At 42.9% G+C, this 25,419-nt stretch carries 21 protein-coding genes; 14 read left to right on the top strand and 7 right to left on the bottom strand.

The features are described from left to right. Position 1: 1 nt before the first annotated feature. Genes ACFSJY_RS04240 through ACFSJY_RS04230 form a run of 3 tightly spaced genes read right to left on the bottom strand, consistent with a single transcriptional unit; the run spans position 2 to position 3,242 of the window. On the bottom strand, positions 2-916 hold the full coding sequence (locus ACFSJY_RS04240) for a beta-1,6-N-acetylglucosaminyltransferase (protein WP_386031441.1): 915 nt from the start codon (positions 914-916) through the stop codon (positions 2-4). Next, positions 917-1,966, bottom strand: a complete 1,050-nt coding sequence (locus tag ACFSJY_RS04235; protein WP_386031439.1) for a polysaccharide pyruvyl transferase family protein — start codon at positions 1,964-1,966, stop codon at positions 917-919. 4 nt (positions 1,967-1,970) lie between these two features. Then, positions 1,971-3,242, bottom strand: coding sequence for a lipopolysaccharide biosynthesis protein (locus tag ACFSJY_RS04230; protein WP_386031437.1), 1,272 nt, complete (start codon positions 3,240-3,242; stop codon positions 1,971-1,973). 252 nt (positions 3,243-3,494) lie between these two features. Here ACFSJY_RS04230 and ACFSJY_RS04225 point away from each other — a divergent pair, with 252 nt between their 5' ends. From ACFSJY_RS04225 to envZ, 12 genes are all read left to right on the top strand, one after another. Further along, positions 3,495-5,228 (top strand): DUF4856 domain-containing protein, encoded by a 1,734-nt coding sequence (locus ACFSJY_RS04225; protein WP_386031435.1) that lies wholly within the window; start codon positions 3,495-3,497, stop codon positions 5,226-5,228. A gap of 102 nt (positions 5,229-5,330) precedes the next feature. After that, positions 5,331-6,584: an imelysin family protein gene (locus ACFSJY_RS04220; RefSeq protein WP_386031433.1), complete on the top strand. Its 1,254-nt coding sequence runs from the start codon at positions 5,331-5,333 to the stop codon at positions 6,582-6,584. Next, positions 6,584-8,815, top strand: a complete 2,232-nt coding sequence (locus tag ACFSJY_RS04215) for a TonB-dependent receptor family protein (protein ID WP_386031431.1) — start codon at positions 6,584-6,586, stop codon at positions 8,813-8,815. Before ACFSJY_RS04220 ends, ACFSJY_RS04215 begins: the two co-directional genes overlap by 1 nt. Before the next feature lie 60 nt (positions 8,816-8,875). Continuing rightward, positions 8,876-9,907 (top strand): sterol desaturase family protein, encoded by a 1,032-nt coding sequence (locus tag ACFSJY_RS04210; protein ID WP_386031429.1) that lies wholly within the window; start codon positions 8,876-8,878, stop codon positions 9,905-9,907. 91 nt (positions 9,908-9,998) lie between these two features. Then, positions 9,999-10,901 (top strand): mechanosensitive ion channel family protein, encoded by a 903-nt coding sequence (locus ACFSJY_RS04205; protein WP_386031427.1) that lies wholly within the window; start codon positions 9,999-10,001, stop codon positions 10,899-10,901. 120 nt (positions 10,902-11,021) lie between these two features. Beyond that, positions 11,022-11,756: an AzlC family ABC transporter permease gene (locus tag ACFSJY_RS04200; RefSeq protein WP_386031425.1), complete on the top strand. Its 735-nt coding sequence runs from the start codon at positions 11,022-11,024 to the stop codon at positions 11,754-11,756. Continuing rightward, entirely contained in the window at positions 11,749-12,069 is a 321-nt protein-coding gene (locus tag ACFSJY_RS04195; RefSeq protein WP_386031423.1) for an AzlD domain-containing protein, read from the top strand. The genes ACFSJY_RS04200 and ACFSJY_RS04195 overlap by 8 nt, the downstream gene beginning before the upstream one ends. Before the next feature lie 2 nt (positions 12,070-12,071). Beyond that, the gene (locus tag ACFSJY_RS04190; protein ID WP_386031421.1) at positions 12,072-12,686 is read left to right on the top strand and encodes a DUF938 domain-containing protein; all 615 of its coding nucleotides are present in this window, start codon (positions 12,072-12,074) and stop codon (positions 12,684-12,686) included. Positions 12,687-12,756: 70 nt separating this feature from the next. Then, entirely contained in the window at positions 12,757-13,233 is a 477-nt protein-coding gene (locus tag ACFSJY_RS04185; protein ID WP_386031419.1) for a hypothetical protein, read from the top strand. 84 nt (positions 13,234-13,317) lie between these two features. Beyond that, positions 13,318-14,256, top strand: a complete 939-nt coding sequence (locus ACFSJY_RS04180) for an alpha/beta hydrolase (protein WP_386031417.1) — start codon at positions 13,318-13,320, stop codon at positions 14,254-14,256. Positions 14,257-14,412: 156 nt separating this feature from the next. Next, positions 14,413-15,138, top strand: coding sequence for an osmolarity response regulator transcription factor OmpR (ompR, locus tag ACFSJY_RS04175; RefSeq protein ID WP_386031415.1), 726 nt, complete (start codon positions 14,413-14,415; stop codon positions 15,136-15,138). 12 nt (positions 15,139-15,150) lie between these two features. Beyond that, positions 15,151-16,443, top strand: coding sequence for a two-component system sensor histidine kinase EnvZ (envZ, locus tag ACFSJY_RS04170; RefSeq protein WP_386031413.1), 1,293 nt, complete (start codon positions 15,151-15,153; stop codon positions 16,441-16,443). Here envZ and ACFSJY_RS04165 read toward each other — a convergent pair. Next, entirely contained in the window at positions 16,440-16,823 is a 384-nt protein-coding gene (locus ACFSJY_RS04165) for a hypothetical protein (protein ID WP_386031410.1), read from the bottom strand. The two genes, envZ and ACFSJY_RS04165, sit on opposite strands and share 4 nt — an antisense overlap. Before the next feature lie 133 nt (positions 16,824-16,956). Then, entirely contained in the window at positions 16,957-18,567 is a 1,611-nt protein-coding gene (pckA, locus tag ACFSJY_RS04160; protein ID WP_386031407.1) for a phosphoenolpyruvate carboxykinase (ATP), read from the bottom strand. A 536-nt stretch (positions 18,568-19,103) separates the two neighbouring features. Between pckA and ACFSJY_RS04155 the strand changes: the two genes are divergently transcribed. Continuing rightward, complete coding sequence (locus tag ACFSJY_RS04155) at positions 19,104-22,838, top strand: S8 family serine peptidase (RefSeq protein ID WP_386031405.1); 3,735 nt, start codon at positions 19,104-19,106, stop codon at positions 22,836-22,838. A gap of 104 nt (positions 22,839-22,942) precedes the next feature. Here the strand turns inward: ACFSJY_RS04155 and hslO are convergent, their stop codons facing one another. Together hslO and hslR are read right to left on the bottom strand one after the other, a co-directional pair. Next, positions 22,943-23,809 (bottom strand): Hsp33 family molecular chaperone HslO, encoded by an 867-nt coding sequence (hslO, locus tag ACFSJY_RS04150; protein WP_386031403.1) that lies wholly within the window; start codon positions 23,807-23,809, stop codon positions 22,943-22,945. Between the two features lie 4 nt (positions 23,810-23,813). Continuing rightward, on the bottom strand, positions 23,814-24,221 hold the full coding sequence (gene hslR / locus ACFSJY_RS04145) for a ribosome-associated heat shock protein Hsp15 (RefSeq protein ID WP_386031401.1): 408 nt from the start codon (positions 24,219-24,221) through the stop codon (positions 23,814-23,816). A gap of 204 nt (positions 24,222-24,425) precedes the next feature. On the opposite strand from hslR, the gene gspC reads away from it, so the two are divergent. Next, positions 24,426-25,394 (top strand): type II secretion system protein GspC, encoded by a 969-nt coding sequence (gene gspC / locus ACFSJY_RS04140; RefSeq protein WP_386031399.1) that lies wholly within the window; start codon positions 24,426-24,428, stop codon positions 25,392-25,394. Positions 25,395-25,419 lie beyond the last annotated feature (25 nt).

The following is a 25,419-nucleotide window of genomic DNA, read 5'->3' as shown; positions in this document are numbered from 1 at the left end:
TTTATGCGTCTTCTATCAGTTGATGAATATAGGGAATCAGCGAATCAAAATCTTCTCGGTTTACTTTGCGAGCAAAACAACAGCTTAGTGATTTTGCGGTATCAATGTGCTCTGCTTTAAAGGCTTGCAAGCCTCCTGTGCCGTCAGCAATTCCCCAGTTAATATAATGGAGCCCTTGTTTTAGGGAAGACTGCTCAAAGCTCCAATCGATCTTCGTATTAAAAGGAGAGTTGCAAGCCAACGTATGAAACGTTTTTTCATCGGGTGCATGCATATTGGCAAACTGACGAGCAACTTTTGGGTCTTCGAGTTGTTCAATAAAGAACTTAGCCAGATCCGCAGTAATTACCCACCACTGTGAGCCTTTGATGTAATGATCAAAAGTGAACGTTGCCATCAATGGGATAAAACTCAGCAATTTATTGATCAGCAACATACGATATATTTTAAAGCGACTTTTCGAGGCGTATGCTTCACCTGGGTTTGCCCAACCAATATGGTAATTATGACGTTTAAAAAATTCTCTACTGCCTTTTTGCTGAGGGTAATCGAGTAGCCGCCATTGGGCAAAATAGCTCACATCAGCAGTTAACCGTTTTTTTAAGGCAGATTTAGTTAACAGTGGCATATCAGCACCACTGACGAGTACAAAACGGTCAAAATCACCTGCGTTTAATGCTGCTTTTAATAACGAAATAGTTGCTTTTACTATATCATACGTGCCCCAGCGAGTACGGAAGCGCTCACTTCTAGGCAGTAATCGTATGTCTGGGTGTGTGAGTTTTATGTTTTGATCTGGCACGCCAGAATCTACATGTAAGAAAAATGCATCGTTGTCAGAACAATAATATCTAGCGACTTCGTCTAAGTAATCAAAGTTATTATGAGCAAGACATAAAAACGCGATTCTTGCCATTTACTTAAGTGCCTCAATCAGTGGCGTATATTTGCCTGCTAAATCAGGCAGTGCGACTTCTTCTTCAGGCACTGCACGAACTTTGCGAATAGCGTTGATGACAGTATCAACACTAAAGTCCTCGATTAAGGCGATATGGGGTAATGCTGTGAGCCAGTTTTCATGAGTTTGCTGTACTTTATGATTGTTGTTTAACAGCACTACACATGGCGTCTTGGTGATGACTGAAAAAATCATCCCGTGCAAACGGTCGGTAACAACAACTTCTGATGTTCTAAACTGTTGCCATATTTTTTCAAGCTCTGCGGTGCGCTCGTCCCAACTCAGCTCGCCACGGCCTATATGCGTGTCTGACTCAGTCACTTGGTTTTCAAATTCTTGATGGATGGCTTTTAGCAACCCTTGGCGCTCGTCAAAAGACAGCTTTGATTCTTCGTCATTGCGAATACAGGTTGTGATACCAACCCGTTGGCTATCATCCTTTGTTTCATCGAGCGACAGCACAATGTCAGGGCAAAGCTTGGCGCGATCGCCAAGCAGATCTTGTAATTGGGCGTAAGAAATTTTCTCTCTGGCAAAAAACGTTAAGTCTTTATGATTTTTGTATACGTCAAATGACTCAGCTAAAGACTTTTGACCTTCGTTATCGCTAGAGAAGTCTATTGTTTGTGGAAATGAAACATAACGATTATTAGGAAAGCTCTTCAACCACGCTAGCCTAAAATTTTCAATATCTTGATATTTGTTGGTGAGATTACCACCACCCACAGTGGTGATGATGTCATCGGGTTTTATGTATTTCTTGATTACCCGAATGTTTTTGTATGTTTGACTAATCGGTACATCGATAATTTCATAGTCTGGAAAGTGCTTTTTAAAAAACTGATATTCCGCGTAGCTCAACGCAACATCACCTAAGTTGCCATAGTCAGCAGCCAGACCAATGAAAACTTTTCTTTTTGACGACGTTAAATCGCCATTAATATTGGCATCTGAAAAATAGCTTTTTATCAGTTGTTTCGTTTTAAGCGGAATCAAAGCTTTTAACATGTTATCAAGCACTTGTTTTTGTTATTAGGGATCTAAGATACCCTATTTCTTGTGTCGATGGTACGAAGTTCGGTAAAGACTCACCTAACGACCTTTTATACATCACTAATGTCACGGCAATACGCAGTACCGCTGATGCAAGCATGGCAATACTTAGTGCGATTATTGGGCTGAATCCTGTCAGTATAAACGGTAGCGTAAATAAAGGGATTAATGACAGCAGTTGTCTTAGTAACACAAGCCCAGGTTTACCAATGGCATTAAAGCGTTGTGCCAATAACCAGCTGGTTGATGACAAAATGCACTCAAAAAGTAGTAACACAAACGGAATGACTGCCAACGAGTAGTCGTTGCCAAACACAAAAGGAATTAGCCAGGGTGCGAAACTGGCTACAACAGCTGCAACCAAGAGCAATGGTAAAAATAACGCCGTAAATGCTCGGTTGGTAAACGCCCGAAGTTCCTCACTGTCTTTTCCTGCAAATCGTGAATAGGTCACTGTCGCAATGGTATCAGGCACGATACCGGCAAGTCGGCTAATACCATAGGCGACAACATACAAGCCAAAGTCTGTCATCGACCCTAATATCAATAAAATCACTTTGTCGAAACTATTAATGCAAATGCCCGTTAACGACGTGCCATACACTTTTATGCTATATGGCACTGTTTCTCTGAGCGGAAGCTTTGATAGATCGGAATAGGCTATCTCATGCGAAAAGGTTTTAAAGGCTTGCAGCAGGCAGGCAATGGCAAGCGCGATGGTACCGATAATGATGACATTTTCAACAGAAACCTGGCCAGTGCCAAGCATTACAAGGGCGCCCAATCCCAGAATATTTGATGTTGGGGTGAGAAATTTCGCTAAGTTATATGTATTTAATGACTTATCAATTTGAACGCTATTTTGGAAAAATAATTGTAACGCCGTGACAAACGCTAATGTAAACCATATATGGCGATATGGGATGAGCTCTTCTGGCAACAAGAACAGGTCAGTAAACAGCACCAAACACGCTGTGATAGCAGTTACTATAAAAGACGCCTTGATAAGTAGTGGTATGGAAAAACGTTCAGTGTGCCGGCGGTGATAGATAAAACCTTGCGCTAACCCCATTTGAGCAAAGCCTGCGATTAACACCGTTGTCATCAGTGCTGTGCCGACAATACCTCGCCCTTCAGGGCCCAATGCTCTGGCGATAATGACACTGTATATAAAGCCTAATAATACGGTCAGTAAAGACGTACCCACAGACTTAAAAACTACTTTTAGCATAGGTAGTTAGCAAACCACTCATCTCTCCAATCAGAGTATGCTAACTGAGTTATCAGTAAAACGCGAAGAATTTCCCGTGAATAGGCTAAACAGTTGGCCTGTACAATATTCCATCCAACTTTAATATCAATGTAACTATAATTGAGATTGATTCTTATTTAGTTTATTGCTTATAATGCTCCACATTATTTACAAAGCTTTACGATTGGTTAGCGAAAGTTAACAAACCAAAATACTAATAAGGTCATTCAGATGAACTCGCGTAAGTCTCTATTAACATCAGCTATTTTAGCTTCTTTAACATTATCAGCATGTGGCGGTGGTGGTGGCAGTAGCTCAACACCAACGGTTGAGCCAACGCCAACGAATACTGCACCAACTGATATTACATTAAGCAACATGTCTGTTGATGAAAACACTATGGGGGCAGCAGTAGGTACTCTTTCAGCAACTGATGCTGAAGGCGGTGCGATGACATTTACCACTGATAGTGAAATGTTCTCTATTGATGGTGACCAACTTTCACTGGCTGCTGACTACACAGCTAACTATGAAGAAGCGACGTCGATGACCGTTAACGTGACGGTTGCTGATGCAGACGGTGCGACATACTCAAAAGAATTAACTATCGACGTTACTGATTTACTTGATACATATGCTTTCAGCAGCAAGTTTGTTGACGGTGAATCAAGTGTTTCATACACAGGTCAAGTTGCACGTCATGCACTTATCGCTGAATTAAACCACTACATTGGTAATGTGCTTAAATCTGAGCTAGATGATGGCACATTGACAAGCCGTCAAGACGTTATCGACCGTCTTAATAAGTACTTCCGTACAACAGAAGAACAATACGACAACTTCCCAATCACCTTTACAGAAGCTAAGCAAGGCTTCATGACTGATATATCAAGCAGTCACAAAAACCTTGTTGGTAAACTTGCTGGTAACGATGCTACAGGTCAGCATAAATTATGGAATGATGGTGACTTTGAAGGTTGGGGCGCTAAAGGCTCAACAACTCCGGAAGGCCTAATTGATATTTTCTTTGGTCAGTTGGCTGACAACGCTGAAGCGCACCTAAACGGTGTTATTCGTCAATCAGTAACCGGTGAAGACTTAACAGCTATCTACCTAAATACTGATGGCACAGATCTTAAGCAACTTATTCAAAAGTTCTTGTTAATGGGTATTACATACTCACAATCAGCTGATGATTACCTTGGCCATGAAACAGAAGGTAAAGGTTTAACAACAGATAACACGGGTGCGGTATCAGGTAAGTCATATTCAAACTTAGAACACCAATTCGATGAAGGCTTCGGTTACTTCGGTGCAGCGGTTGACTACCTTGAGTACAACGACAACGAAATTTCAAGCAAAGTATCTTCAGAAGAAGATGGTCGTGCAGATTGGAATGGTAAGCATGACAGCGATGGTGATGGTGAAATTGATTTAACGTCAGAGTACAACTTTGGCCAATCAGTTAATGCTGCAAAACGTGACCGTGGTACAGCTAGCAACACTAACCCAACAGATTTAACCAAACAAGCGATGGAAGCTTTTATTGCGGGTCGTGAAATCATCAACACTAATGCGGGTGCAGCGTTAACTGATGAGCAAATGGAAGCATTAAAAGGTCACCGTGACTTAGCACTTGATGCGTGGGAGCGTGCTATTGCTGCAACAGTTGTTCACTACATCAACGATACGATTGCAGACCTAGATAACCTAGGCACTGCTGATTTTAACTACAGTGATTTAGCGAAGCACTACTCAGAAATGAAGGGTTTTGCGTTGGGTCTACAGTTTAACCCGTACTCGCTAATTTCAGATGAAGACTACGCACAATTACACGTACTAATGAAAGATGCACCGGTATTAGATGCAGCTGAAGTAGACGCATATAAAACGGATCTATTAGCAGCACGTGACATTATCCAAACAGCACTGAGCTTTGATGCAGAAAACGTTGCTGGTTGGTAATTTATTAACTAAATACAAATAGTTAATCTATTTAAAAGCTTGGCTGATCTACAGCCAAGCTTTTGCCGTTTATAAACACTTAAAAATAACGTAGGGGTTTCAATGTTTCGAGCAATTAACGCTAATGTCAGTATGCTAGCGTTGAGCGTTGCAGGCGCACTTACACTGGCAGGTTGTGGGGAAGACACCAGTGCTACTGCAGGACCTGATTTCGGTGGCGGTTCAACACCACCACCCGTTGATACGGAATTTAACGAACAGGCACTTATCACGAATTTAGCAGACAACGTCATTACGCCTGTCTATCAGCAATTCAACTTGAACGCACAATCACAAGCATCGCTGGTTGATGCGTATTGCCAGGCCGAAGTAGCATTAGGCGAACTGACGGGCTCAGAGCAAGCAGTAACAGATACGAAAGTGGCGGCTCAGCAGGGTTGGTCTGCAGCAATGGCAACATGGCAGCAAGCTGAATTGATGCTGTTGGGTCCTTTGCTAGAAAATGATTCTTTACTACGTAATAGCATTTACTCGTGGCCAATCGTAAACACGTGTGCCGTTGATTATGATGTGGTGTTTTTCCAAGAAGGTACCGTAAATGGTCAGCCTTACGACATTACATTGCGTACCCCTACTCGCAAGGGGATGGCAGCATTAGAGTACTTGTTGTTTAACAATAACCTTGAAGACAGCTGTGATACTGCTCCACCTGAAGGCTGGCGTAATCAAACAGACACTGAGCGTAAAATTGCACGCTGTGCATTTGCCACTGAAGTAGCAAACGACATTGTCAATTCAAGCAATGAATTGCTGACGCGATGGAGCGGTGATAACGGTTATGCTAACCAGCTAAAAACGGCGGGAACAGCGACAAGTGATATTCCTTCAGAGCACGATGCCGTGAATCGTATCAGTGATGCTATGTTCTACATCGATAGTTCTACTAAAGACGGTAAGTTAGCAACACCATTAGGCATTTTTGCGAATACCTGTGGTAGCCAGGCATGTCCTGAAGATGTTGAGTCAAACTTTGCTATGCAATCGATTTCGCATATCGCCAACAATTTAAAAGCTTTTGAAGATTTACTGACGGGTAAAGACGGTGTTGGTTTTATTGAATATTTAATTGATGTTGGCGATCAAGATACTGCTGATACGATGAGCGCAGATGTTGAAGCTGCCATTGCAGACACAGAAGCTTATCAATCGACACTGGCTGAAGCCTTGCTTAACAACGAAGCGCAAGTAACAGAGACACATACCAAAGTAAAAGCGGTAACGGACAAACTTAAAGTGGACTTCATTAATAGTTTGGCGCTTGAACTACCACAAACGTCAGCGGGAGATAACGACTAATGGCCCAAGTTAAACAAATTGCAAAGCAGTTCCCCAAGCATTTGTTGGCGTTGTCTGTTGCGGCTGTTGTAAACCCTGTATGGGCAGATACCCCAGCAGATGACGAACCAGCGCAGTACTATGAACGCATCCAAATATTGGGACAAGACGACAAGCTGCGCACAGAAGCGGGTTCAGCAACCATTATTGGTGAAACGGAATTAGAAAAGTTTAAATTTGATGACATTAACCGTGTGTTGTACAGCGTGCCTGGCGTGAATATTCGTGAAGAAGATGGCTATGGCTTGCGTCCTAACATCGGGTTCCGTGGTGCAACTCCTGAGCGTAGTAAAAAAATTACGGTGATGGAAGATGGTGTGCTTATCGGTCCTGCGCCTTACTCTGCTCCTGCGGCTTATTATTTCCCGATGATGGGTAAAATGACATCGCTAGAAGTATTTAAAGGTCCTGCTGCAACTAAATATGGCCCAAATACTGTTGCTGGCGCACTTAATATGACAACGCGCCATATCCCGACGGCGAAAGAGGGGCAAATTGATCTTGCTGCGGGTACCGATGGCTTTGCTAAAGCGGAAGGTTATTTTGGCAGCACCAATGGTAAGTTTGGCTACTTAATTGAAGGTATTCATATTGAGTCAGATGGCTACAAAGAGCTTGATGGCGGTGGCGATACCGGCTTTGATAAAAACGATATCATGGTTAAGTTCAACTATGACTTGTCTAATGATAAGTTTGATCAAATCGTAGAGTTCAAATATTCATACGCAGATGAACTGTCAGATGAGACTTACCTGGGCTTAACAGATGCAGATTTCTCTGCCAATGAAAACCGTCGTTATGCAGCAAGCCAGAAAGACCGTATGGATTGGGAGCATACAACAGCGATGTTCACCCACTTTATTGGAAACGATACCTTCGATGTGACAACCCGTGTATATCGCAATGATTTCGAACGTTCATGGTTCAAAATCAACGGTTTCAAAGGTGGTCTAGTGAACCGAGATTTACAAGAAATTTTGGCAAATCCTGAAGATGAGGTGAATGCGCGTTTCTTGAGTATTCTTAAAGGCGACCAAGATACGGTGCAAGAATACGAGAAAATTATCTTGGGTGATAATTACCGAGAATACTATTCACAAGGTATACAGTCAGAGCTTTATTACAAGCTAAAATTTGCTGGTTATGAGCATCAGTTTAATGCCGGTTTTAGATACCACGAAGACGAAATTAAACGTCGTCACACTGAAGATGCGTTTTTCATGCAAGGTGGTGATCTCGTGTCTGACGGCTCTGCACAAGTGGCCACTACTACTAACCGTGAAGAAACTGACGCATTAGCTGTGTTCTTCAAAGATACTGTTTATATCAACGACTTTGAAGTAACCGCTGGTATCCGTGGTGAATTTATAGACGGTACTTACCAAAATGAAGCGCCGGGTAAAGAAGGCGATTACTTGAAGAAAGAGACCGATATTTGGTTGCCGAGTTTAAGTGTGTTTTACAAGTACTCAGATAATTTAGGCTTCTTTGGTGGGGTGCACGAAGGCTTTATCCCAACCAGTCCAGCAGAAAGTCCAGATGTTGAGATAGAAAATAGCATCAATTATGAGCTAGGTGGTCGTTACAATCATCAAGGTACTAACGTCGAGTTAGTGGCCTTTTTCAATGATGTTGAAAACTTGAAAGAAAGTTGTTCGTTCTCTGCATCAGGTGGTGAAGGATGTCGCCTTGATGAAGAGTTCAACAGTGGTGAAGCAAGTGTCTATGGTCTTGAGTTTACCGCTAACCATACTTTTTCGACAGAGATGGGTTTGGATGTGCCGGTATCTGCAACATATACCTATACCAAAGGTGAATTTGATAGCAGCTTCGAATCAGATTTTCCGATGTGGGGTATCGTAGAAAAAGGCGATGAACTTCCTTATCTACCTGAGAATCAATTGACGTTAAGTGTTGGTCTTGCCAGTGATTTATGGGAAGTGAACATGATAGCGCGATATATTGATGAAATGTTAGAAGCGTCTGGTGATGGCGTGACGTTGGAAGGCGTAACAACTGAAGCATTAACCGTTGTCGATTTATCAGCAAGCTATGATCTTGGTGAATGGGGTAGCGTATACCTTAAAGTTGACAATGTACTTGATGAACAAGAAATTGTTAGTCGCCGTCCGTACGGTGCACGTCCAATCAAGCCACAGCAAGCGATGGTGGGTTACCAGTATAGCTTCTAGCGGCTAGCGTTTATGCAGGACGCGCGGTAAAATGGCGTCCTGCATCTTAAGGTAGCAATTGTGATTGAATTTTTAACCAGTAATTTTTCTGAACTTGCGTCATATTTGTGGGACGCTAATAAGCGAATTTACTGGGGGTATGTCGCTAGTGCTATTTTGCTAGCAATTCCGGTTTTTATTGCGGTTTACCGACGACAAGGTAGTTCACCTCTAGCAGTCAGTCATATTCCCGAGCCCATTGATGGCGAAAAGCTTTCAGTTGGCAAATTTATTCGATTTCTTTTACCTGCATCGATATATTTCAGTCAGTCAGCAAAAAACGACTACTGGCTTTTTATTTTCAATAAGTTACTCAAAGCTGCACTGTTTCCTGCCATTGTCATTACCATGGTGCCAATTGCGCTTGGTACCTCTAACGCTATTGAATATGTTTTCGGTGCTTTAGAGCCTGTATCCTCATCCATGCAAACAACCATGATAGTTTTTACTTTGCTGTTGTTTGTATTCGACGATTTAACCCGATTCTTATTGCACTTAGCGTTACATAAAATTCCTTTTTTATGGGAATTTCACAAAGTACACCATTCGGCTAAAGTACTTACACCCATGACCATTTATCGGTCACATCCTGTTGAGAGTTACTTGTATGCGTGTCGCATGGCTTTAACCCAGGGCTTTGTGGTTGGTGTTTGTTATTACCTCTTTGGGCCAACACTCAAAATGATCGATGTGGTAGGTGCGAACTTGTTTGTCTTCTTGTTTAACATCATGGGTAGTAACTTACGTCATAGTCATATTTGGCTAAGTTGGGGAGATAAAGTCGAAAATTGGTTTATTTCGCCGGCCCAGCATCAGGTCCACCATAGTGATAGCCCCAAGTATTTCGATGTTAATCTAGGGTCAGCGTTGGCCATTTGGGATCGTATGGCAGGTACTTTAGTGCGTGCCTCTAGCGTGAAATCGTTATCTATTGGGATTGGTGATGAATACGCGCAGCATCAAACTCTACGCGGTATTTACTTGGAACCGTTTAAACGTGCTGCCCTATTACTGCTTCCTAAATCTGGTCGTTCAATAAAAAAATCGAAATGATTTTTTACACTTGAACCGTTTCCCATCTACAATTTAGTTATTCATTTTAAAAAGTTAATGAATAAACAATTAGTTAGACAGGGAAATGATCATGGCACAACAAGAAGAAAACGCCGTAGAAGAAACGGTTGAGGAAGTCATCGATAGCACGGCTGAAGTCATGCAAATTGATGTCGATAAAGTCGAGCATTATGTGCAGTTGCTTGGCGAAATGAGTATCACTTTTGGCTCGCGCCTGTTATTAGCGATTATCGTCTGGATAATAGGTTCTTGGATTATTAAACGTGTTGTCGGTTTGCTCGATGCTGCCATGACACGTAAAAAAGTCGAAGTCACCCTTCATAATTTTTTAGTCAGTATTTTCAACATCACCTTTAAAGCCGTGCTGGTGATTATATTCGCCTCTATGATAGGTGTTGAAACAGCATCATTGATCGCGATGTTAGGTGCTGCCGGCCTCGCTATAGGCTTGGCATTGCAAGGCAGCTTGGCGAACTTTGCGGGCGGTATATTAATTTTATTCTTCCGCCCATTCAAAGCGGGCGATGTTATCGAGGCACAGGGGTTTGTTGGTACTGTACAAGAAATTCAAATCTTCAATACCATTATGCTAACGCTCGATAATCAGCGGGTGATCATCCCTAATGGTTTATTGTCCAATGGTTGTGTGAAAAACTTATTTGCTGAATCTACACGCCGTGTCGATATGACATTTGGTATCAGTTACGGTGATGACATCAGAAAAGCTAAAGCGGTATTGCAAGAAGTCATGGATGCAGATAGCAGAGTATTGAAAACACCTGGAGCTGACATTTTTGTATCTGCACACGCTGACAGTTCAATTAACTTTGTTGTCCGCCCTTGGGTAAATTCAGATGACTACTGGCCAGTATTTTTTGATACCCATGAAGCTGTTAAACTTGCTTTTGATGAAGCGGGCATTACTATTCCGTTCCCACAACGCGATGTGCATTTGATACAACAAAATGCGTAACGCAAAATTTGTGTGTTAAAAAGCGGCTTTTGGCCGCTTTTTTTATGTCGACACTGACTACTTGATAATCAATTTAACGCCCTCACTTTATTATTAATCTGACTATGGCAAAGGATGGCAATGCAACACTCTCGTTCGTATTTATTATTGCTTGGCATGAAAGACTGCGCGCCCCTAATTTTGGCGGCGATTCCTTTCGGATTTATCTACGGTGCTCTTGGCCACACTACCTCGCTTTCGTTTGCCGCGGTAATGGCGATGTCACTAGTTGTCTTTGCGGGGTCGGCGCAGTTTATTGCTATTGGGTTACTCGCCGCTGGTACAAGTTGGCCTGTTATTGTTTTAACAACATTTTTTGTAAATTTCAGGCATTTACTCTATGCCGCTAATTTACTGCCTCATGTGAAAGAATACGGGCAAGGTGTGCGAGCACCCATGGCGTTCCTGCTCACTGATGAAAGTTTCGCGGTAGCGAGCAACTATCTTCAGCAACACAAAGAGCAGCCATTTTTTAGTTGGTACTATTTTGGCGCTGCTGGTTTTATGTACCTTAACTGGCAATTGTGTACTTTCCTTGGTTATTACGTTGGGCAAAGCATCCCAGACATGGCAAATTGGGGACTTGATATGGCCATGGTTGTCGCGTTTATTGGTATAGTGGTGCCATGTCTGCATAATCGAGCGACAGTTGCCTGCGCGATAGTGGCGGGCGTTTTGTCGCTTATTACATTAGATTGGCCCCATAAAACAGGTTTGTTGTTTTCTGCGCTTTCGGCAATTGCCGTTGCTATGTATCTAGAGCAAAAGACTCCTCAGTCTTCTCAGGCGTTGAAAGAGGAGGCTGGCCATGGGTGAAGTATGGTTAATCATAGGTATGTTCATAGTGACGTTTGGGGTTAGGTACGTGCTATTTGCCTTTGCTGACAATATCCACTTTCCTGAGTCTCTAAAACGAGCGTTAAATTATGTCCCCATTGCGGTGTTAACCGCGATAATCTTTCCTGCGGTATTTATGCCCAAAGGAGAGCTGCATTTTGGGTTAGATAATGCCTATATTTATGGTGCAATCGCTGCAGTGATAGTCAGTGCATGGAAAAAGAATATGCTATTAACAGTGGTATTCGGCCTTGTTGTGTTTGCTTGCGCGAAGTTCGTATTAGGAAGTTAATCATGTGGAACTTTGAAGAGAATTGGCACCATTTTGCACCGAGTTGTGAGCGAAACAAGCAGGTAATTTATGAAGCGTTGTCTTCTACCTTTCAAGAAAAAACAAAGGTGTTAGAAATTGGCAGCTACTCTGGTCAGCATGCTGTACATTTTGTTCAGAAATTACCACAGCTTTCTTGGCAATGTAGTGATATTGCGCAAATGTTGCCGGGTCTTCATGAAAATCTTGTCTTACATGGAAGAGGTGTGTTTAAAACGCCAATCGAAATTGACGTTTCAGACTCACGTATGTGGCCAGATAATACATTTGAATTGATATATACCGCTAACACCTTTCACATCATGAGCCAAAAGCATGTGGAACAGTGTTTCAAAAACTTACCTAAAGTTTGTGAGTCAGGAACAGTGTTGGCAGTTTATGGCCCCTTCAATTATGACGGTGAATACACCAGTGAAAGCAATGCTGATTTTGATATTTGGTTGAAGGAGCGAGACAGCCAGAGTGCTATTCGAGACTTTGAGCAGGTAAATAATTATGCAGAGAGCGCTGGATTTAGGCTCCAATCAGACTTAAAAATGCCTGCTAACAATCAACTTATCCTGTGGCAATTTACATAATGTAAAACAATTATTGTGTCCGATCCGTTATACTTTCAATGACGTACTTTATTTCACGGAGCAAGCGCCAATGACTGGCAAGCATATTTCATTCATTCTTTCTGTAGCACTTTGCTTTGCACCGCTTGCAAGCGGTCAAGAAACCATGACAGAAGAGCACAAAAGATGGTTGAAAGAAAAGTTTGCGGCTAAACACCAAGCGCTGATCCCAAAAGTCGCGGTAGCGGACATGTTTTATGGATGTAATACAGTGCGTAAAACAGACCCAGTGCCTTATCAAGTACCTGACATTATCCGAAAAATGGATAAAAACTTACTCGCTGAAAAGCTAAAATTGTGTTTAGGTGAAGAAACCCCGCAATCGGACAATGCGCTAAACTTTGGGTTAGTAGGCTGTTTCAATGATCAGCTATCTGAGTTATCTGACAAAGAGCGCATGGAAAAGATGGAATTGGTTGAAAGCGCGATATTGCGCCTATCTCGTGAACAGCGCCAACAAAGCTTTACTAAATGCGTAACCGAGCAAGCTATTCGTTACCTTCAGTGAAACATAGACGGTACTACACTAGTTATTAATTGCATAGTTTTGGGGTGATAACACAGGTGTACCTAACATATAGGGATATTCAACATGTATAACAAAAAAATGTTCATGTCGGTGTTATGTGTATGGCTGCTGCTTATTGCCCATGTTGCTGGTGCAGTTAGTGTCACTAAAGGCTCTCTCCATACCGTAAAGCAGTTTTCTGCTAAACAAATACCCGCACGTGATATTCATGTTTGGTTGCCCCCTAATTTTGATGAAAGCCAGCGCTATCCTGTTCTCTACATGCATGATGGACAAATGTTGTTTGATGAAAAAGCCACTTGGAATGGTCAAGAGTGGGGAGTTGATGAAGTCGCCGGTCGTTTAATTGAAAGAGGGGTGGTGAAGCCCTTTATTGTTGTCGGTATTAACAATGCGGATAGTGCTCGGCACAGTGAGTACTTCCCACAGCAAGCGTTTATTAAAATGACTAGGCAGCAACAAATTCATGCCTATAAGATGGATAGAGAGCCTGGCGTTAAATTGTTTTCCCGTCATGTGTATTCTGACAAGTATCTACAATTTATTGTCAATGAGCTCAAACCCTATATTGATCAACACTATCCAACCATCGCGAGTAAACACGGTACTTTTGTGATGGGCTCTAGCATGGGCGGCCTTATCTCTTTGTATGCGATATCCAAGTACCCTGAAATTTTTGGCGGTGCTGCATGTTTATCGACACATTGGTTAGGGCTTATGCCGCATAAAGATAACCCTGCCCCTGACGCTTTAATCGCATATTTCAAGGATAGTCTGCCTGCCCCAGGTCACCACAAGCTGTATTTTGACTACGGTGACAAGACTCTTGATAAATATTACCCACCATTACAGCGCACGTTTGACCAACATTTGGATGACAAGGGTTTCAAACCTCCACTGTTAAAAGTGAAGTATTATCCTGGCCATGCCCATACTGAAAATGCATGGAGAAGCCGTCTTGATATACCTTTGATGTTCCTCTTTGCTGAGGACAAGTCATAGCGTTGCGCGCTAAAATGTTTCCTATTGATGCCTTTTTGTTATATGAATCCTGTTTAGATATATTAATATCTTAACGCTTTGTAACATTTTCGATTGTTCACCGTGATTTTTATTGCTTATAGTGAAAACATACTCTTTGAGGATAAGGCTAAAATTATGGGACAGGAAACACAGAAAGTTTTAGTTGTAGATGATGATATGCGTCTGCGCGCACTGCTAGAACGTTATCTAGTAGAGCAGGGTTTTGCTGTGCGTTCAGCAGCGAACTCTGAGCAAATGGATCGCTTATTGGAGCGAGAAAATTTCCACTTGATTGTATTAGACCTTATGCTTCCGGGCGAAGATGGGTTATCAATTTGTCGTCGACTTCGCCAATCTGGCAATAATATTCCAATCGTGATGTTAACGGCCAAAGGTGATGAGGTTGATCGCATTATCGGCTTAGAACTCGGTGCTGATGACTATATGCCTAAGCCATTTAATCCGCGTGAATTATTGGCGCGCATTAAAGCCGTATTGCGTCGTCGCGTGCAGGAAGCACCAGGTGCGCCTTCGTTAGAAGAAAACGTTGTCGTATTTGGCGATTATTCACTGAACTTGGCGACACGAGAGATGGTTAAAGGTGATGTCAATATGCCATTAACCAGTGGAGAATTTGCGGTATTGAAGGCGTTAGTGACACACCCTAGAGAGCCATTATCTCGAGATAAATTGATGAACTTAGCTCGTGGTCGAGATTATTCAGCATTGGAGCGAAGCATTGATGTGCAAGTGAGCCGATTGCGTCGTATGCTAGAGGTCGACCCTGCAAAACCTCGCTATATTCAGACCGTGTGGGGTCTTGGTTATGTTTTTGTTCCTGATGGGCAAGAGGCCGCATAGTACTTTATATTTATGAAAATATTGCCACGTAGTGCTTTTGGGCAAACCGTTTTATTGATTGGCTTTCTGTTGTTGATAAATCAGGTGGTGTCGTACGTTTCAATCGCGTTATACATCATACAGCCAAACTTTAAACAAATTAACGAGCTACTTGCCAAGCAAGTACGCGTGGTCTTTATTGATATTAAGGATGCAGAGCTCAGCCCTGCGATGGCTGAAGCGTTTCATCGAGAAACCGGTATTGGTGTCTACCGAGAACAAGATGCTATGCGATTAGGGCTTGCCGAGGCAGTATATGTCGAGTTTCGTTCTGCGCAAATGTCAGATTTGCTCGATGGTCCTGCTGAAGTCCGCATTTCCCAAGGAGACGAATATTTGTTTTGGATTCGTCCCCCTCAAGCCCCGAATCTATGGGTCAAAATTCCTCTAACAGGCATCGAAGAATCTGATTTTTCGCCTCTCATTTTTTTCCTTGTCATTTTAGGGGTGCTATCTGTAGCTGGTGGCTGGCTGTTCGTACGTAATTTGAATAGACCCCTCAGAGCATTGCAGTTCGCTGCAGAAGACGTTGGTCGAGGTGAGTTTCCTGAGCCACTCAAAGAACAGGGTACCACTGAAATCATGGCGGTTACGCAAGCCTTTAATCATATGTCAAAGGGGATTAAACAGCTTGAGGATGACCGAAATCTACTCATGGCAGGTATCTCTCATGATTTGAGAACACCACTTACAAGAATCCGATTAAGCGCTGAAATGATGTCTCAAGAAGACGACTTCCTAAAGGAGGGTATAGAAAGCGATATCGACGATATGAATGCGATTATTGACCAATTTATTGATTACATTCGGCATGACAGTAAAGACAAAGCAGAAATGGTCGATTTAAACGTGCTTGTTGATGATGTGGTGCAGGCAGAGACACCGACTGACAGGGTTGTGAAATTCAAAGCGGGTGAAATTCCACAAATACCGTTACGTTATGTAGCAATGAAGCGGGTTATAGCGAACTTAATTCAAAATGCCATTCGTTATACCGATGATGAAATAAGTGTTGAAACATTTTTAGAAAACAAACGTTTCGCTTGTGTCACAGTGAGTGACAAAGGAACAGGTATTCCCGAAGCGGAAATGGAGCGTTTATTTCAACCATTCACTCAAGGCGACAAGGCGCGAGGCACTGAAGGCAGTGGTTTGGGTTTAGCTATCATTAAACGCATTGTTGACACCCATGGTGGCAAGGTGAAGTTGTCTAACCTTGAAACCGGTGGCTTACAAGCCAAAGTATTGCTGCCACTAGCTCACTAGTGGCGCACTATTTCTTCTATCTGCTCTGCGATTAGTGTCGTCGCGTAATTATTCCCAACATAGCGGGCTTTGCGTAATTTACGTTCCAGTTTCTGAAGCAAAGTTGCTTTGTTTTCACGGTTCAATGTCATGGTGCGGACACGGTCGTATCGAAACCTGTGCTGTGTTTCTTCTTTAATTTGTTTTACACGCTCTTCAGCGTTAACTATCCGAAAATAAGGAAAGCCATCCTCTTTTGAACGGCACATGTGCTGATATTTGGGTAAGCTGTTTATGAGTTGCTCGTCACTCCATAACTTGATGGATAAGTTGTTGTGTCTTGTCAACCACAGGCATAACCCCAGAAACAACGCGAATTTGAATAAGAATAGATACAGCATATTTACTCCGTTAAATGATGCGTATGTACTTTAAGTTTAGTCGTTTTTATTATATTTGCCATGTGGTTGATATGACGAGTTGGCATAAAAAAAGCCGCGATTATCGCGGCTTTTTTAGGTTAAGTTTCTCGATTTACAGCTGAGGTCCAGCTGCAACCAATGACTTACCATGTTCATTGTCAGTAAACTTCTCAAAGTTTGTGACGAAGCGATCTGCCAAGTCTCTTGCTTTACCTTCCCAGTCTGTCGCACTTTCATAGGTGTTGCGAGGATCAAGGATATTGCTGTCACAATCATGTAAGGCCGTTGGCACGCTTAGGTTAAACATTGGTAATTCAACCATCTCAGCATTTTCAATCGAACCGTCTAAGATAGCATCGATAATTGCGCGAGTATCTTTAATTGAAATACGTTTACCTGTGCCATTCCAACCGGTGTTAACTAGATAAGCCTCTGCACCAACTGCTTCCATACGTTTACGTAATACGTCGGCGTATTGTGTTGGATGCAAGCTTAAGAACGCCGCGCCAAAACAGCTAGAGAAGGTAGGCGTTGGTTCTGTAATACCACGCTCTGTACCTGCTAATTTCGCCGTGAAACCTGAAAGGAAGTAATACTCTGTTTGTTCAGGTGTTAATTTAGCAACGGGTGGTAATACACCAAATGCATCAGCGGTTAAGAAGATAACTTTCTTTGCGTGGCCTGCACGAGATACTGGCTTAACGATATTGTCAATGTGGTGAATTGGGTAAGAAACACGTGTATTTTCGGTTTTTGAATTATCGTCGTAGTCAATCTTACCATTCTCATCAACAGATACGTTTTCTAACAATGCGTCACGGCGAATGGCATTGAAGATATCTGGCTCGTTTTCTTTTGATAGGTTGATTGTTTTTGCGTAACAACCGCCTTCAAAGTTAAACACGCCATTGTCGTCCCAACCATGCTCGTCATCACCGATTAGCTCACGCTTAGGATCTGTTGAAAGTGTGGTTTTACCTGTACCTGATAAACCAAAGAATACTGCTACGTCACCGTCTTTACCTACATTGGCACTACAGTGCATTGATGCAATACCTTTAAGCGGAAGCAAGTAGTTCATCATAGAGAACATACCTTTCTTCATTTCACCACCGTACCAAGTACCACCGATCAACTGCATTTTTTCAGTTAAGTTGAAAGCAACAAAGTTTTCTGAGTTAAGCCCTTGCTCTTTCCAATTCGGGTTTGTGGTTTTCGCGCCATTCATGACGATGAAATCAGGCTCGTAATCTTTTAGTTGTTCTTCTGTAGGGCGAATGAACATGTTTTTTACAAAATGTGCTTGCCATGCCACTTCAGTGATAAAGCGCACTTTCAAACGCGTATCTTCGTTTGCACCACAGAAAGTGTCCACAACAAAAAGGCGCTTGCCTGATAGCTGTGTAGTAACCAAATCTTTTAACGACGACCATGTTTCTGTGCTCATTGGCTTGTTATCGTTTTTGCCCTGATCAGCCCACCACACGGTATCTTTGGTTGTTTCGTCTCGAACGATATATTTATCTTTAGGAGAGCGGCCTGTAAATATCCCAGTGTCAACGGCGACTGCCCCAGACTCCGTTACTACACCTTTGTCATAACCATCGAGCTCTGCTTTTGTTTCTTCTTCAAAAAGTGTGTCGTAAGAAGGATTGTAAACAATCTCTGCAACGTTGGTGATGCCGTATTGAGATAAATCAATCGTGTTTTCCAAAGCAGCCATGGCTTTATGTCTCCAGTATTTTTCAAATGGGTATTTAAAGGTTGCTCAGATTCTCTCTGAGGCCGCTAATTCTATGTGATCGTTTTATAAAACAAAAGTAAAAAATTATTGTGACTGAAAGTTTTCATCTTTTATTACAGTGAGCGCCCAAAATGATAATTTTTTTATGTAATAAAACGACAAAATGACTATTTGTCTTATAAATTTGATGCTCGTCAGGCGTTTGTTTTACTAGCGTTGCACTAGTTTTTTGAAAGTTTATGAAGGTTTGGGAAGTTTTATCAATTTTAGTTGTAAATATGACAGATATATCGCGATATTCACTTGCTAATTGGCAAATATAATTTGGATCTATGTACAAAATGGTGACACTACAGAATTCTCTCGGTTACAAATTAGTGTTAACAAAAAATTTACAAATGTGTAACGCAATGGTAAAACGTCTGCTCCCCCGCTGAATTCGACGTATCGATTTTCAGCTTTTCAACGATAAAAAATATAAACACTCGCGGTTTTTCGTGAACCTTGGAGGAAGTATGAAAACTAAGGTAGCAATAGCTATTTCAGCCATTTTAGCGACAGTTCCTGCGCTATCACAAGCTGGTGTAACAGTCGGTAAATCAAGCAATGCGCTTGAGTACATTAAACCGGCAACAGAAAAGAAAACCCAAAGTGCAGGTGTTTCTAATACAGTGTTCACGCCAGAACGTGACCTAGATTCTGGCACTTACCGATACTTTGTACGTTTAAGCGACAGCCCTGTTGCTTTATACGAAGGTGGTCTAGCAGGCATGCCAGCTACAAACCCTGTTATTGCGAAAAGTGCGGGCGCTAAGCTTAGCGTTAATGATAAAAACGTAAAGACTTACCGCAAATACTTAACAGAGAGACAAACTGATGTACTAGCCAAAGCTAAATCAGTTGTTGGTAAGTTAAATGTCAAACAACAGACAACACTAGCATTCAACGGTTTTGTTGTTGAAATGACACAAGCAGATGCTATCAAGCTTGCTACAGTTCCTGGTATTGCCAATATCCATCGCGAGAAAATGCGTTACACAACAACTGATGTTGGCCCGCAGTTCATTCAAGCAGATAAAGTGTGGGAAGGTGCGTCAACGGGCGTAGCAACAAAAGGTGAAGGTGTTGTAGTTGGTATCATTGATACAGGTATTAACACTGACAACCCGTCATTCGCAGACGTTGGTGGTGACGGCTATGACCATACTAACCCTTGGGGTGAAGGTGTATATTCAGGTGATTGTGCTACGGAAGAGTGGGCAGATCTTTGTAATGACAAATTAATTGGTGTCCATAGCTGGGACACATTGACTGACTTGTATGCTGACTACGATCCAGAAATGGCGCAAAATGGTCAAGACTACAATGGTCACGGCTCTCATGTAGCGGGTACGACGGCTGGTAACGTATTGTCTGATGTAGATGCAGAATCTCAAGGCGTTACTTTTGATCGCATTTCAGGTGTGGCACCGCATGCGAACATTGTTTCTTACCAGGTGTGTTTACCGGGTGAAGATGATGCTATTGGCTTCAACGGTTGTTTCCCTTCACTAACCGTTCTTGCAGTTGAGCATGCAATCGAAGCGGGTGTAGATGTACTTAACTACTCAGTAGGTGGTGGTTCAACTGACCCATGGAATGATGCTGATGCACTTGCATTCTTGGCTGCGCGTGAAGCGGGTATTCATGTAGCGACTTCAGCGGGCAACTCTGGCCCGGAAGCGGGCACTGTTGGTTCTCCTGGTGATGCACCTTGGATTTCTACAGTGGCTGCAGCAACGCACAACCGTGATATTGTAAAGTATGTATCACTTGGCGGTGAAAACTATGAATACGCTTCAGGCACAGGTCCGTCGTTTGACGCAATCATTGAAGGCCCATTAACAAATGCAGCGGTAGTTGATGCTGCTAATTTTGAAGGCTGTGAAGAGTTTTCTGCAGGTGCATTTGACGGTGCAATTGCACTTATCAGCCGAGGCACTTGTACATTTGAAACAAAGGTTGTCAATGCCACAGCAGCTGGCGCTCAAGCGGTAATTATTCATAATAACCGTGACGGTGATGCGACTATAACTATGTCAGGTCTAGAAGGAACAACTGTTCCGTCAATTATGGTATCTGAGAATAACGGTGCCGCTATGGCAGCAGCGTTAGAGGGTGATGCATCATTAACGGTATCTATTGACCCTGCTGCGTCAGTCGTCGAAGTTGCTGGTGGTGAGATCGCAGACTTTAGTTCTCGCGGTGCTAACACGTCTGTGCCTGATGTACTTGTACCGTCAATTGCTGCGCCAGGTGTTAGCATTTTCGCACCGTATGCTGATGAACAGTCTGCAGGTTTCAAAGAAAATCCAGATCCGTCAGATTATGCTTTCCTATCAGGTACATCGATGGCGAGCCCACACATGGCTGGTGCACTAGCACTAATTGCCGATCTACAACCAACTTGGTCGCCGGCGGCAGTTCAATCTGCATTAATGCTAACTGCGAACCAAAGTGTATTAAGTCATGATGGTACCGACGCGACATTCTTTGATATGGGCGCGGGCATGGCTGACGTGAACTTAGCCGCACAAACGGGCTTGGTTGTTGATGAAGACTTTAACGGCTACATGAGCGGTAATCCGAGCACGGGTGGTCAACCTTCTCAAATGAACCTAGCAAGTATGGCAAATGCAAGTTGTGTTGACACGTGTACATGGACGCGTACTGTTACTGCAACTAAAGACGGCGACTGGACGGCGACTATTGAGTCTGTGTCTGGTGACGCAACGTACACCGTATCACCTGAATCATTCTCTTTGTCAGCTGGTCAAACGCAAGAATTGACAGTGACGGCTGATGTAACAGATGCATCGGAAGGTTGGCAGTTCGCTAACTTAACTATGACAGCAGAAGGTAGCCCTGATGCGAGAATGCCAATTGTTGTAAAAGCAGGTGGAGATAACTTACCAGAAAGCATTAATATCGACGCAGGTCGTGATACTGGTAGCGTGTTGTTGTCAGGCTTTAAGTCAAATGAAATGACAAACATTACAGCTGCTGTGTATGACAAAGTTAGCCCAATCATCGACCCTGTTGAGCTTAACGTTCCTGATGATGGCTTAGACTTCTTCGATGTAACTTTTGACGAGGCACTACCAAACGTTATCTTCTCTACTACTGCTTCTCCTGCTCCAGATGTAGATCTTCGCATTCTAGATGCTGAGTTCAACAATATTGGTTCAAGTGCAGGTGCAACGCAGTTTGAATCGGTTGCGTTTACTAACCTAGCAGCTGGTACCTACTACGTTGTTGTCGACGGTTACACAGGTTCTTCGCCTGGTGCAACTGACCCAGTAACGGTTGAAATTACGGCAGTTCAATTCGACGAAGCATCACTAAGTGAAACAGTTTCTGTTGATGTCATTGAAAATGGTGAAGAGTTCGACCTGAATGTTTCATGGGAAGGCTTAGAGCAGTCTACAGGCTACATCGCACTTTCGTCTGATGAAGGCCTGACTCGTCAACTTCAATACTCTGTAGTAAGAGGTGAAGATGATGTACAAACTAATGTAACAGGTGATGTTCAAGCTGAAGACGTATTAACGCCGGGTGTTGCTCAGAGCTTAAGCTTTGATATTGCACCTAACTTTGAAAACGCGGATAAAGTTTACACATTGACTGCGTCAGCGTCTTCGCATGAGTTTACAAATATTGCGAACGGCGGTGAAGTTTCAGCTGACGGCGTTACTTGGACTGTTGAACGTAAAGCTGGTGAGTCTAGCGACACGATGACGGTTGCGTTTGACTTCATTCCTCGCAAGTCTGGTGTTAACTACACATTAACGTTAGCGAATGGTCTTAACGGTGATACACAAGAATTGAACTATCAATTCAGTGTGCCGGAAGTTGCACCGACAGCTGTTGTTTCAGCGGCTAGCCGTTACGAGAAAGGTGACCTAGTTCAGCTAGATGCAAGTGGTTCATTCGATGCTAACGGTGACGATATTAGCTTCGCATGGACACAGCGCAGTGGTAAGCCGGTAACGTTTGATGGCTCTAGCCCTGTACCTTCATTCTTAGCACCAAGCGGTGGTAAAGATGGTGAAGTTATGACATTTGACCTAGTGGTTACTGATGCAAACGGTAATACGGATGAAGCGGCTGTTTCATTCACGATTACTAGTAAGAGCAGCAGTGGTGGCTCAATGGGCTACTGGCTACTAGCGCTATTACCATTATTGGGTTTACGTCGTCGTTCAAACTAATCGATAGAACGACATGAATCAAAAAAGGCGCTAATACTAGCGCCTTTTTTATGTCTGTTTGTTGATGAAATGGGGCGAATATGCCCCTACATCATCGAAATTTTCTAGTGTTTGGCTTGGTTAATGAAGCTGCCTAATTGCTGTTCATCAAACGAATACGTCGTTAAGCAATAGTCACAGGTCATACTGACGGCGCCTTGCTCAGCAATAATGCTTTTAAGTTCATCAGGGCCGAGCTGAGAAATTGCGCTCAAACACTTTTCCTCTGAGCAACTGCAGCGATAGGTCACTTGCTGTGGGTCAAAGACACGCACTTCTTCTTCGTGATACAGTCGATGCAGCAAATCTTCAGCAGGTAAATCAAAAATTTCTTCTGCTTTAATTGTTGCCGTTAAATGGCGAAGGTGATCATAATCGCTGAGCTGTTGTGCTTTATCGTCACTGTCCGGCAACAATTGCACTAAAGCGCCTGCCGTTTGATTATTTGCAGCATCAGTAAATAACCAAATTGATGTCGGAATTTGATCCGATGTTTCAAAGTAATTTGCAAGACACTCTGCCAATGTTGGTTTTTCAAGAGCGACAACGCCTTGATAAGGTTCGCCTTTATTTGGGCGAATTGTGATTACCATAATGCCGTTGCCAATTAGCGCTTTTAAACCTTTGGCATCGGTCGATTCGTGTAGCTTGGCGACACCACGCATGTTTTGTTGATGGTCACCATTGATCGCCATATAGTTGAGTGGGGCGTCAGTGCCGCCCTGAAGCTGAACTGCTATTTCACCTTCAAACTTCAACGTAGCCGTTAATAGACAGGTAGCCGACAGCAACTCACCAAGTAGCGTTTTTACGCCTTCAGGGTAGTCGTGATTGGCAGTAATTTCTTGGTACGCTTGTTGGATCTGAACTAATTCTCCACGCGCGTGTTTGCCATCAAAAAGGTAGCGATTGAGTACGTCTTGAGTAGACACGAGATTATATCCTTTCTTTAAGTTGACGAATTTGTCGACGTTGTTTTTTATCGGGTTTGGTATCGGTAGCCGGACTGAAATACGCACCTTGCTTACGCGCAAGTGTATTTCGCTCTCTTGTTTCAATACTGGCGTCCGTTTCTTGATATAAGGTTTGCGCAAAGGTCGCGTCACGACGCTTATCTGCAAGTGCAATAACAATCACTTCCTTCTCATCAAATCCTTGGCGCACGCGAATACGGTCGCCTAGGGTGACAGCTTTACCTGACTTAGTGCGCTGACCGTTATAAAACACTTTGCCACCATCAATCATTTGTTTAGCTATAGCGCGCGTTTTATAAAAACGTGCCGCCCAAAGCCACTTATCGAGGCGGGTCGCACCAGATTCAGAAGATGTTTGTTGTTTGCCCAAATGTTGTCCTTTTTTTACCCGGTTGAAAAAGTGCGCGAAAGGTACCACAAACCGCGTCTTTTAGCCATATTGCGACACCCTTTTCGTGTTATTGCGACTTTGTTATGTAAATAATAGTTAAATTTAATGTCATCGGGTTGTTGCTTGCTGTTTGGTCAAGTATCATCGGCTATCAACAAGGAAATTAAACTCTAATAACATCGCATGCAGTTGCCTGAAAATATGGCCGCGCTAAATGAAAAGTTAGCGACACTCCCGCAAGTAAAAATTGCCAAGGCCATCAGTTTTATCATCGTTATCTATATTGCTTATTTGCTCGCGCAAATAACCTGGCAGTTTGTGCCGTCGACGCATCAACCTGACCACACCATAAAGGCAATTGCTACCGCTAGTCCTAGCCAACAGACAGCCAAGTTTAATATTGAAGATTTTTTACAACTCAACGTGTTTGGCATTTTTGACCAAACTCAGAAAGTAGAACAGTTACCAGAAGTGCAAGATGCACCTGAAACTAAATTGAACTTAACCCTGTCTGGTGTAGTCGCATCTAGTGTGCCTAAAACGGCCGCTGCAATTATCGAGCACAGCGGTAGCCAAGAAACGTATGGTATTGGCGACAAAATTAAAGGAACACGCGCAAGTTTAGAGCAGGTGTATGCGGACAGAGTGATTATTAAACAGTCGGGCCGATTAGAAACCCTTATGTTGGATGGCTTTGATTACAATAAAAAGACAAATGTCATCAATTCGTCACCTAAAAATGATAAAAATCGCGCCCGCTCACCCGCGGTGAAAAAGGCGCAACAAGCAGGTGCAGGTCGCGGTGAAACTGTCGACTTACGTCAAAATAAGCAGCTGACTAAAGCCGTTCAAGCATTGAAAACTGATATCGCTGAGAACCCGGGGAAAATCAGTGATTACTTGAAAATATCGCCTAAGCGAGAACAAGGCAAGGTGGTAGGTTATCGCCTTATGCCAGGTAAAAATGCTGAGTTTTTCAAAAATTCAGGCCTCAAGTCGGGCGATGTCGCAGTGCAGATGAATGGCTTAGATTTGTCATTGCCTGCTGAGTCGGCACAAGCGTTAAGATTACTACGAGAAGCCAGTGATATTGCGTTACTGGTTGATCGCAACGGAGAGTTAACAGAGATTCTGTTTAGCATTGCACAATGATAAAGAAAAAAGTATTTAATCGCCG

Origin of the sequence: Thalassotalea euphylliae (genome assembly GCF_042682785.1) — a bacterium.
In the GTDB taxonomy this organism is placed as follows: domain Bacteria; phylum Pseudomonadota; class Gammaproteobacteria; order Enterobacterales; family Alteromonadaceae; genus Thalassotalea_F; species Thalassotalea_F euphylliae.
This window is presented reverse-complemented; position numbering and strand designations above follow the sequence as displayed.

What these genes read in the sequence shown, in the direction of transcription:
- ACFSJY_RS04240 (WP_386031441.1), bottom strand. Translation starts at nt 916, where the DNA reads ATGGCAAGAATCGCGTTTTTATGTCTTGCTCATAATAACTTTGATTAC.
- ACFSJY_RS04235 (WP_386031439.1), bottom strand. Translation starts at nt 1,966, where the DNA reads ATGTTAAAAGCTTTGATTCCGCTTAAAACGAAACAACTGATAAAAAGC.
- ACFSJY_RS04230 (WP_386031437.1), bottom strand. Translation starts at nt 3,242, where the DNA reads ATGCTAAAAGTAGTTTTTAAGTCTGTGGGTACGTCTTTACTGACCGTA.
- ACFSJY_RS04225 (WP_386031435.1), top strand. Translation starts at nt 3,495, where the DNA reads ATGAACTCGCGTAAGTCTCTATTAACATCAGCTATTTTAGCTTCTTTA.
- ACFSJY_RS04220 (WP_386031433.1), top strand. Translation starts at nt 5,331, where the DNA reads ATGTTTCGAGCAATTAACGCTAATGTCAGTATGCTAGCGTTGAGCGTT.
- ACFSJY_RS04215 (WP_386031431.1), top strand. Translation starts at nt 6,584, where the DNA reads ATGGCCCAAGTTAAACAAATTGCAAAGCAGTTCCCCAAGCATTTGTTG.
- ACFSJY_RS04205 (WP_386031427.1), top strand. Translation starts at nt 9,999, where the DNA reads ATGGCACAACAAGAAGAAAACGCCGTAGAAGAAACGGTTGAGGAAGTC.
- ACFSJY_RS04200 (WP_386031425.1), top strand. Translation starts at nt 11,022, where the DNA reads ATGCAACACTCTCGTTCGTATTTATTATTGCTTGGCATGAAAGACTGC.
- ACFSJY_RS04195 (WP_386031423.1), top strand. Translation starts at nt 11,749, where the DNA reads ATGGGTGAAGTATGGTTAATCATAGGTATGTTCATAGTGACGTTTGGG.
- ACFSJY_RS04190 (WP_386031421.1), top strand. Translation starts at nt 12,072, where the DNA reads ATGTGGAACTTTGAAGAGAATTGGCACCATTTTGCACCGAGTTGTGAG.
- ACFSJY_RS04185 (WP_386031419.1), top strand. Translation starts at nt 12,757, where the DNA reads ATGACTGGCAAGCATATTTCATTCATTCTTTCTGTAGCACTTTGCTTT.
- ACFSJY_RS04180 (WP_386031417.1), top strand. Translation starts at nt 13,318, where the DNA reads ATGTATAACAAAAAAATGTTCATGTCGGTGTTATGTGTATGGCTGCTG.
- ompR (WP_386031415.1), top strand. Translation starts at nt 14,413, where the DNA reads ATGGGACAGGAAACACAGAAAGTTTTAGTTGTAGATGATGATATGCGT.
- envZ (WP_386031413.1), top strand. Translation starts at nt 15,151, where the DNA reads ATGAAAATATTGCCACGTAGTGCTTTTGGGCAAACCGTTTTATTGATT.
- ACFSJY_RS04165 (WP_386031410.1), bottom strand. Translation starts at nt 16,823, where the DNA reads ATGCTGTATCTATTCTTATTCAAATTCGCGTTGTTTCTGGGGTTATGC.
- pckA (WP_386031407.1), bottom strand. Translation starts at nt 18,567, where the DNA reads ATGGCTGCTTTGGAAAACACGATTGATTTATCTCAATACGGCATCACC.
- ACFSJY_RS04155 (WP_386031405.1), top strand. Translation starts at nt 19,104, where the DNA reads ATGAAAACTAAGGTAGCAATAGCTATTTCAGCCATTTTAGCGACAGTT.
- gspC (WP_386031399.1), top strand. Translation starts at nt 24,426, where the DNA reads ATGCAGTTGCCTGAAAATATGGCCGCGCTAAATGAAAAGTTAGCGACA.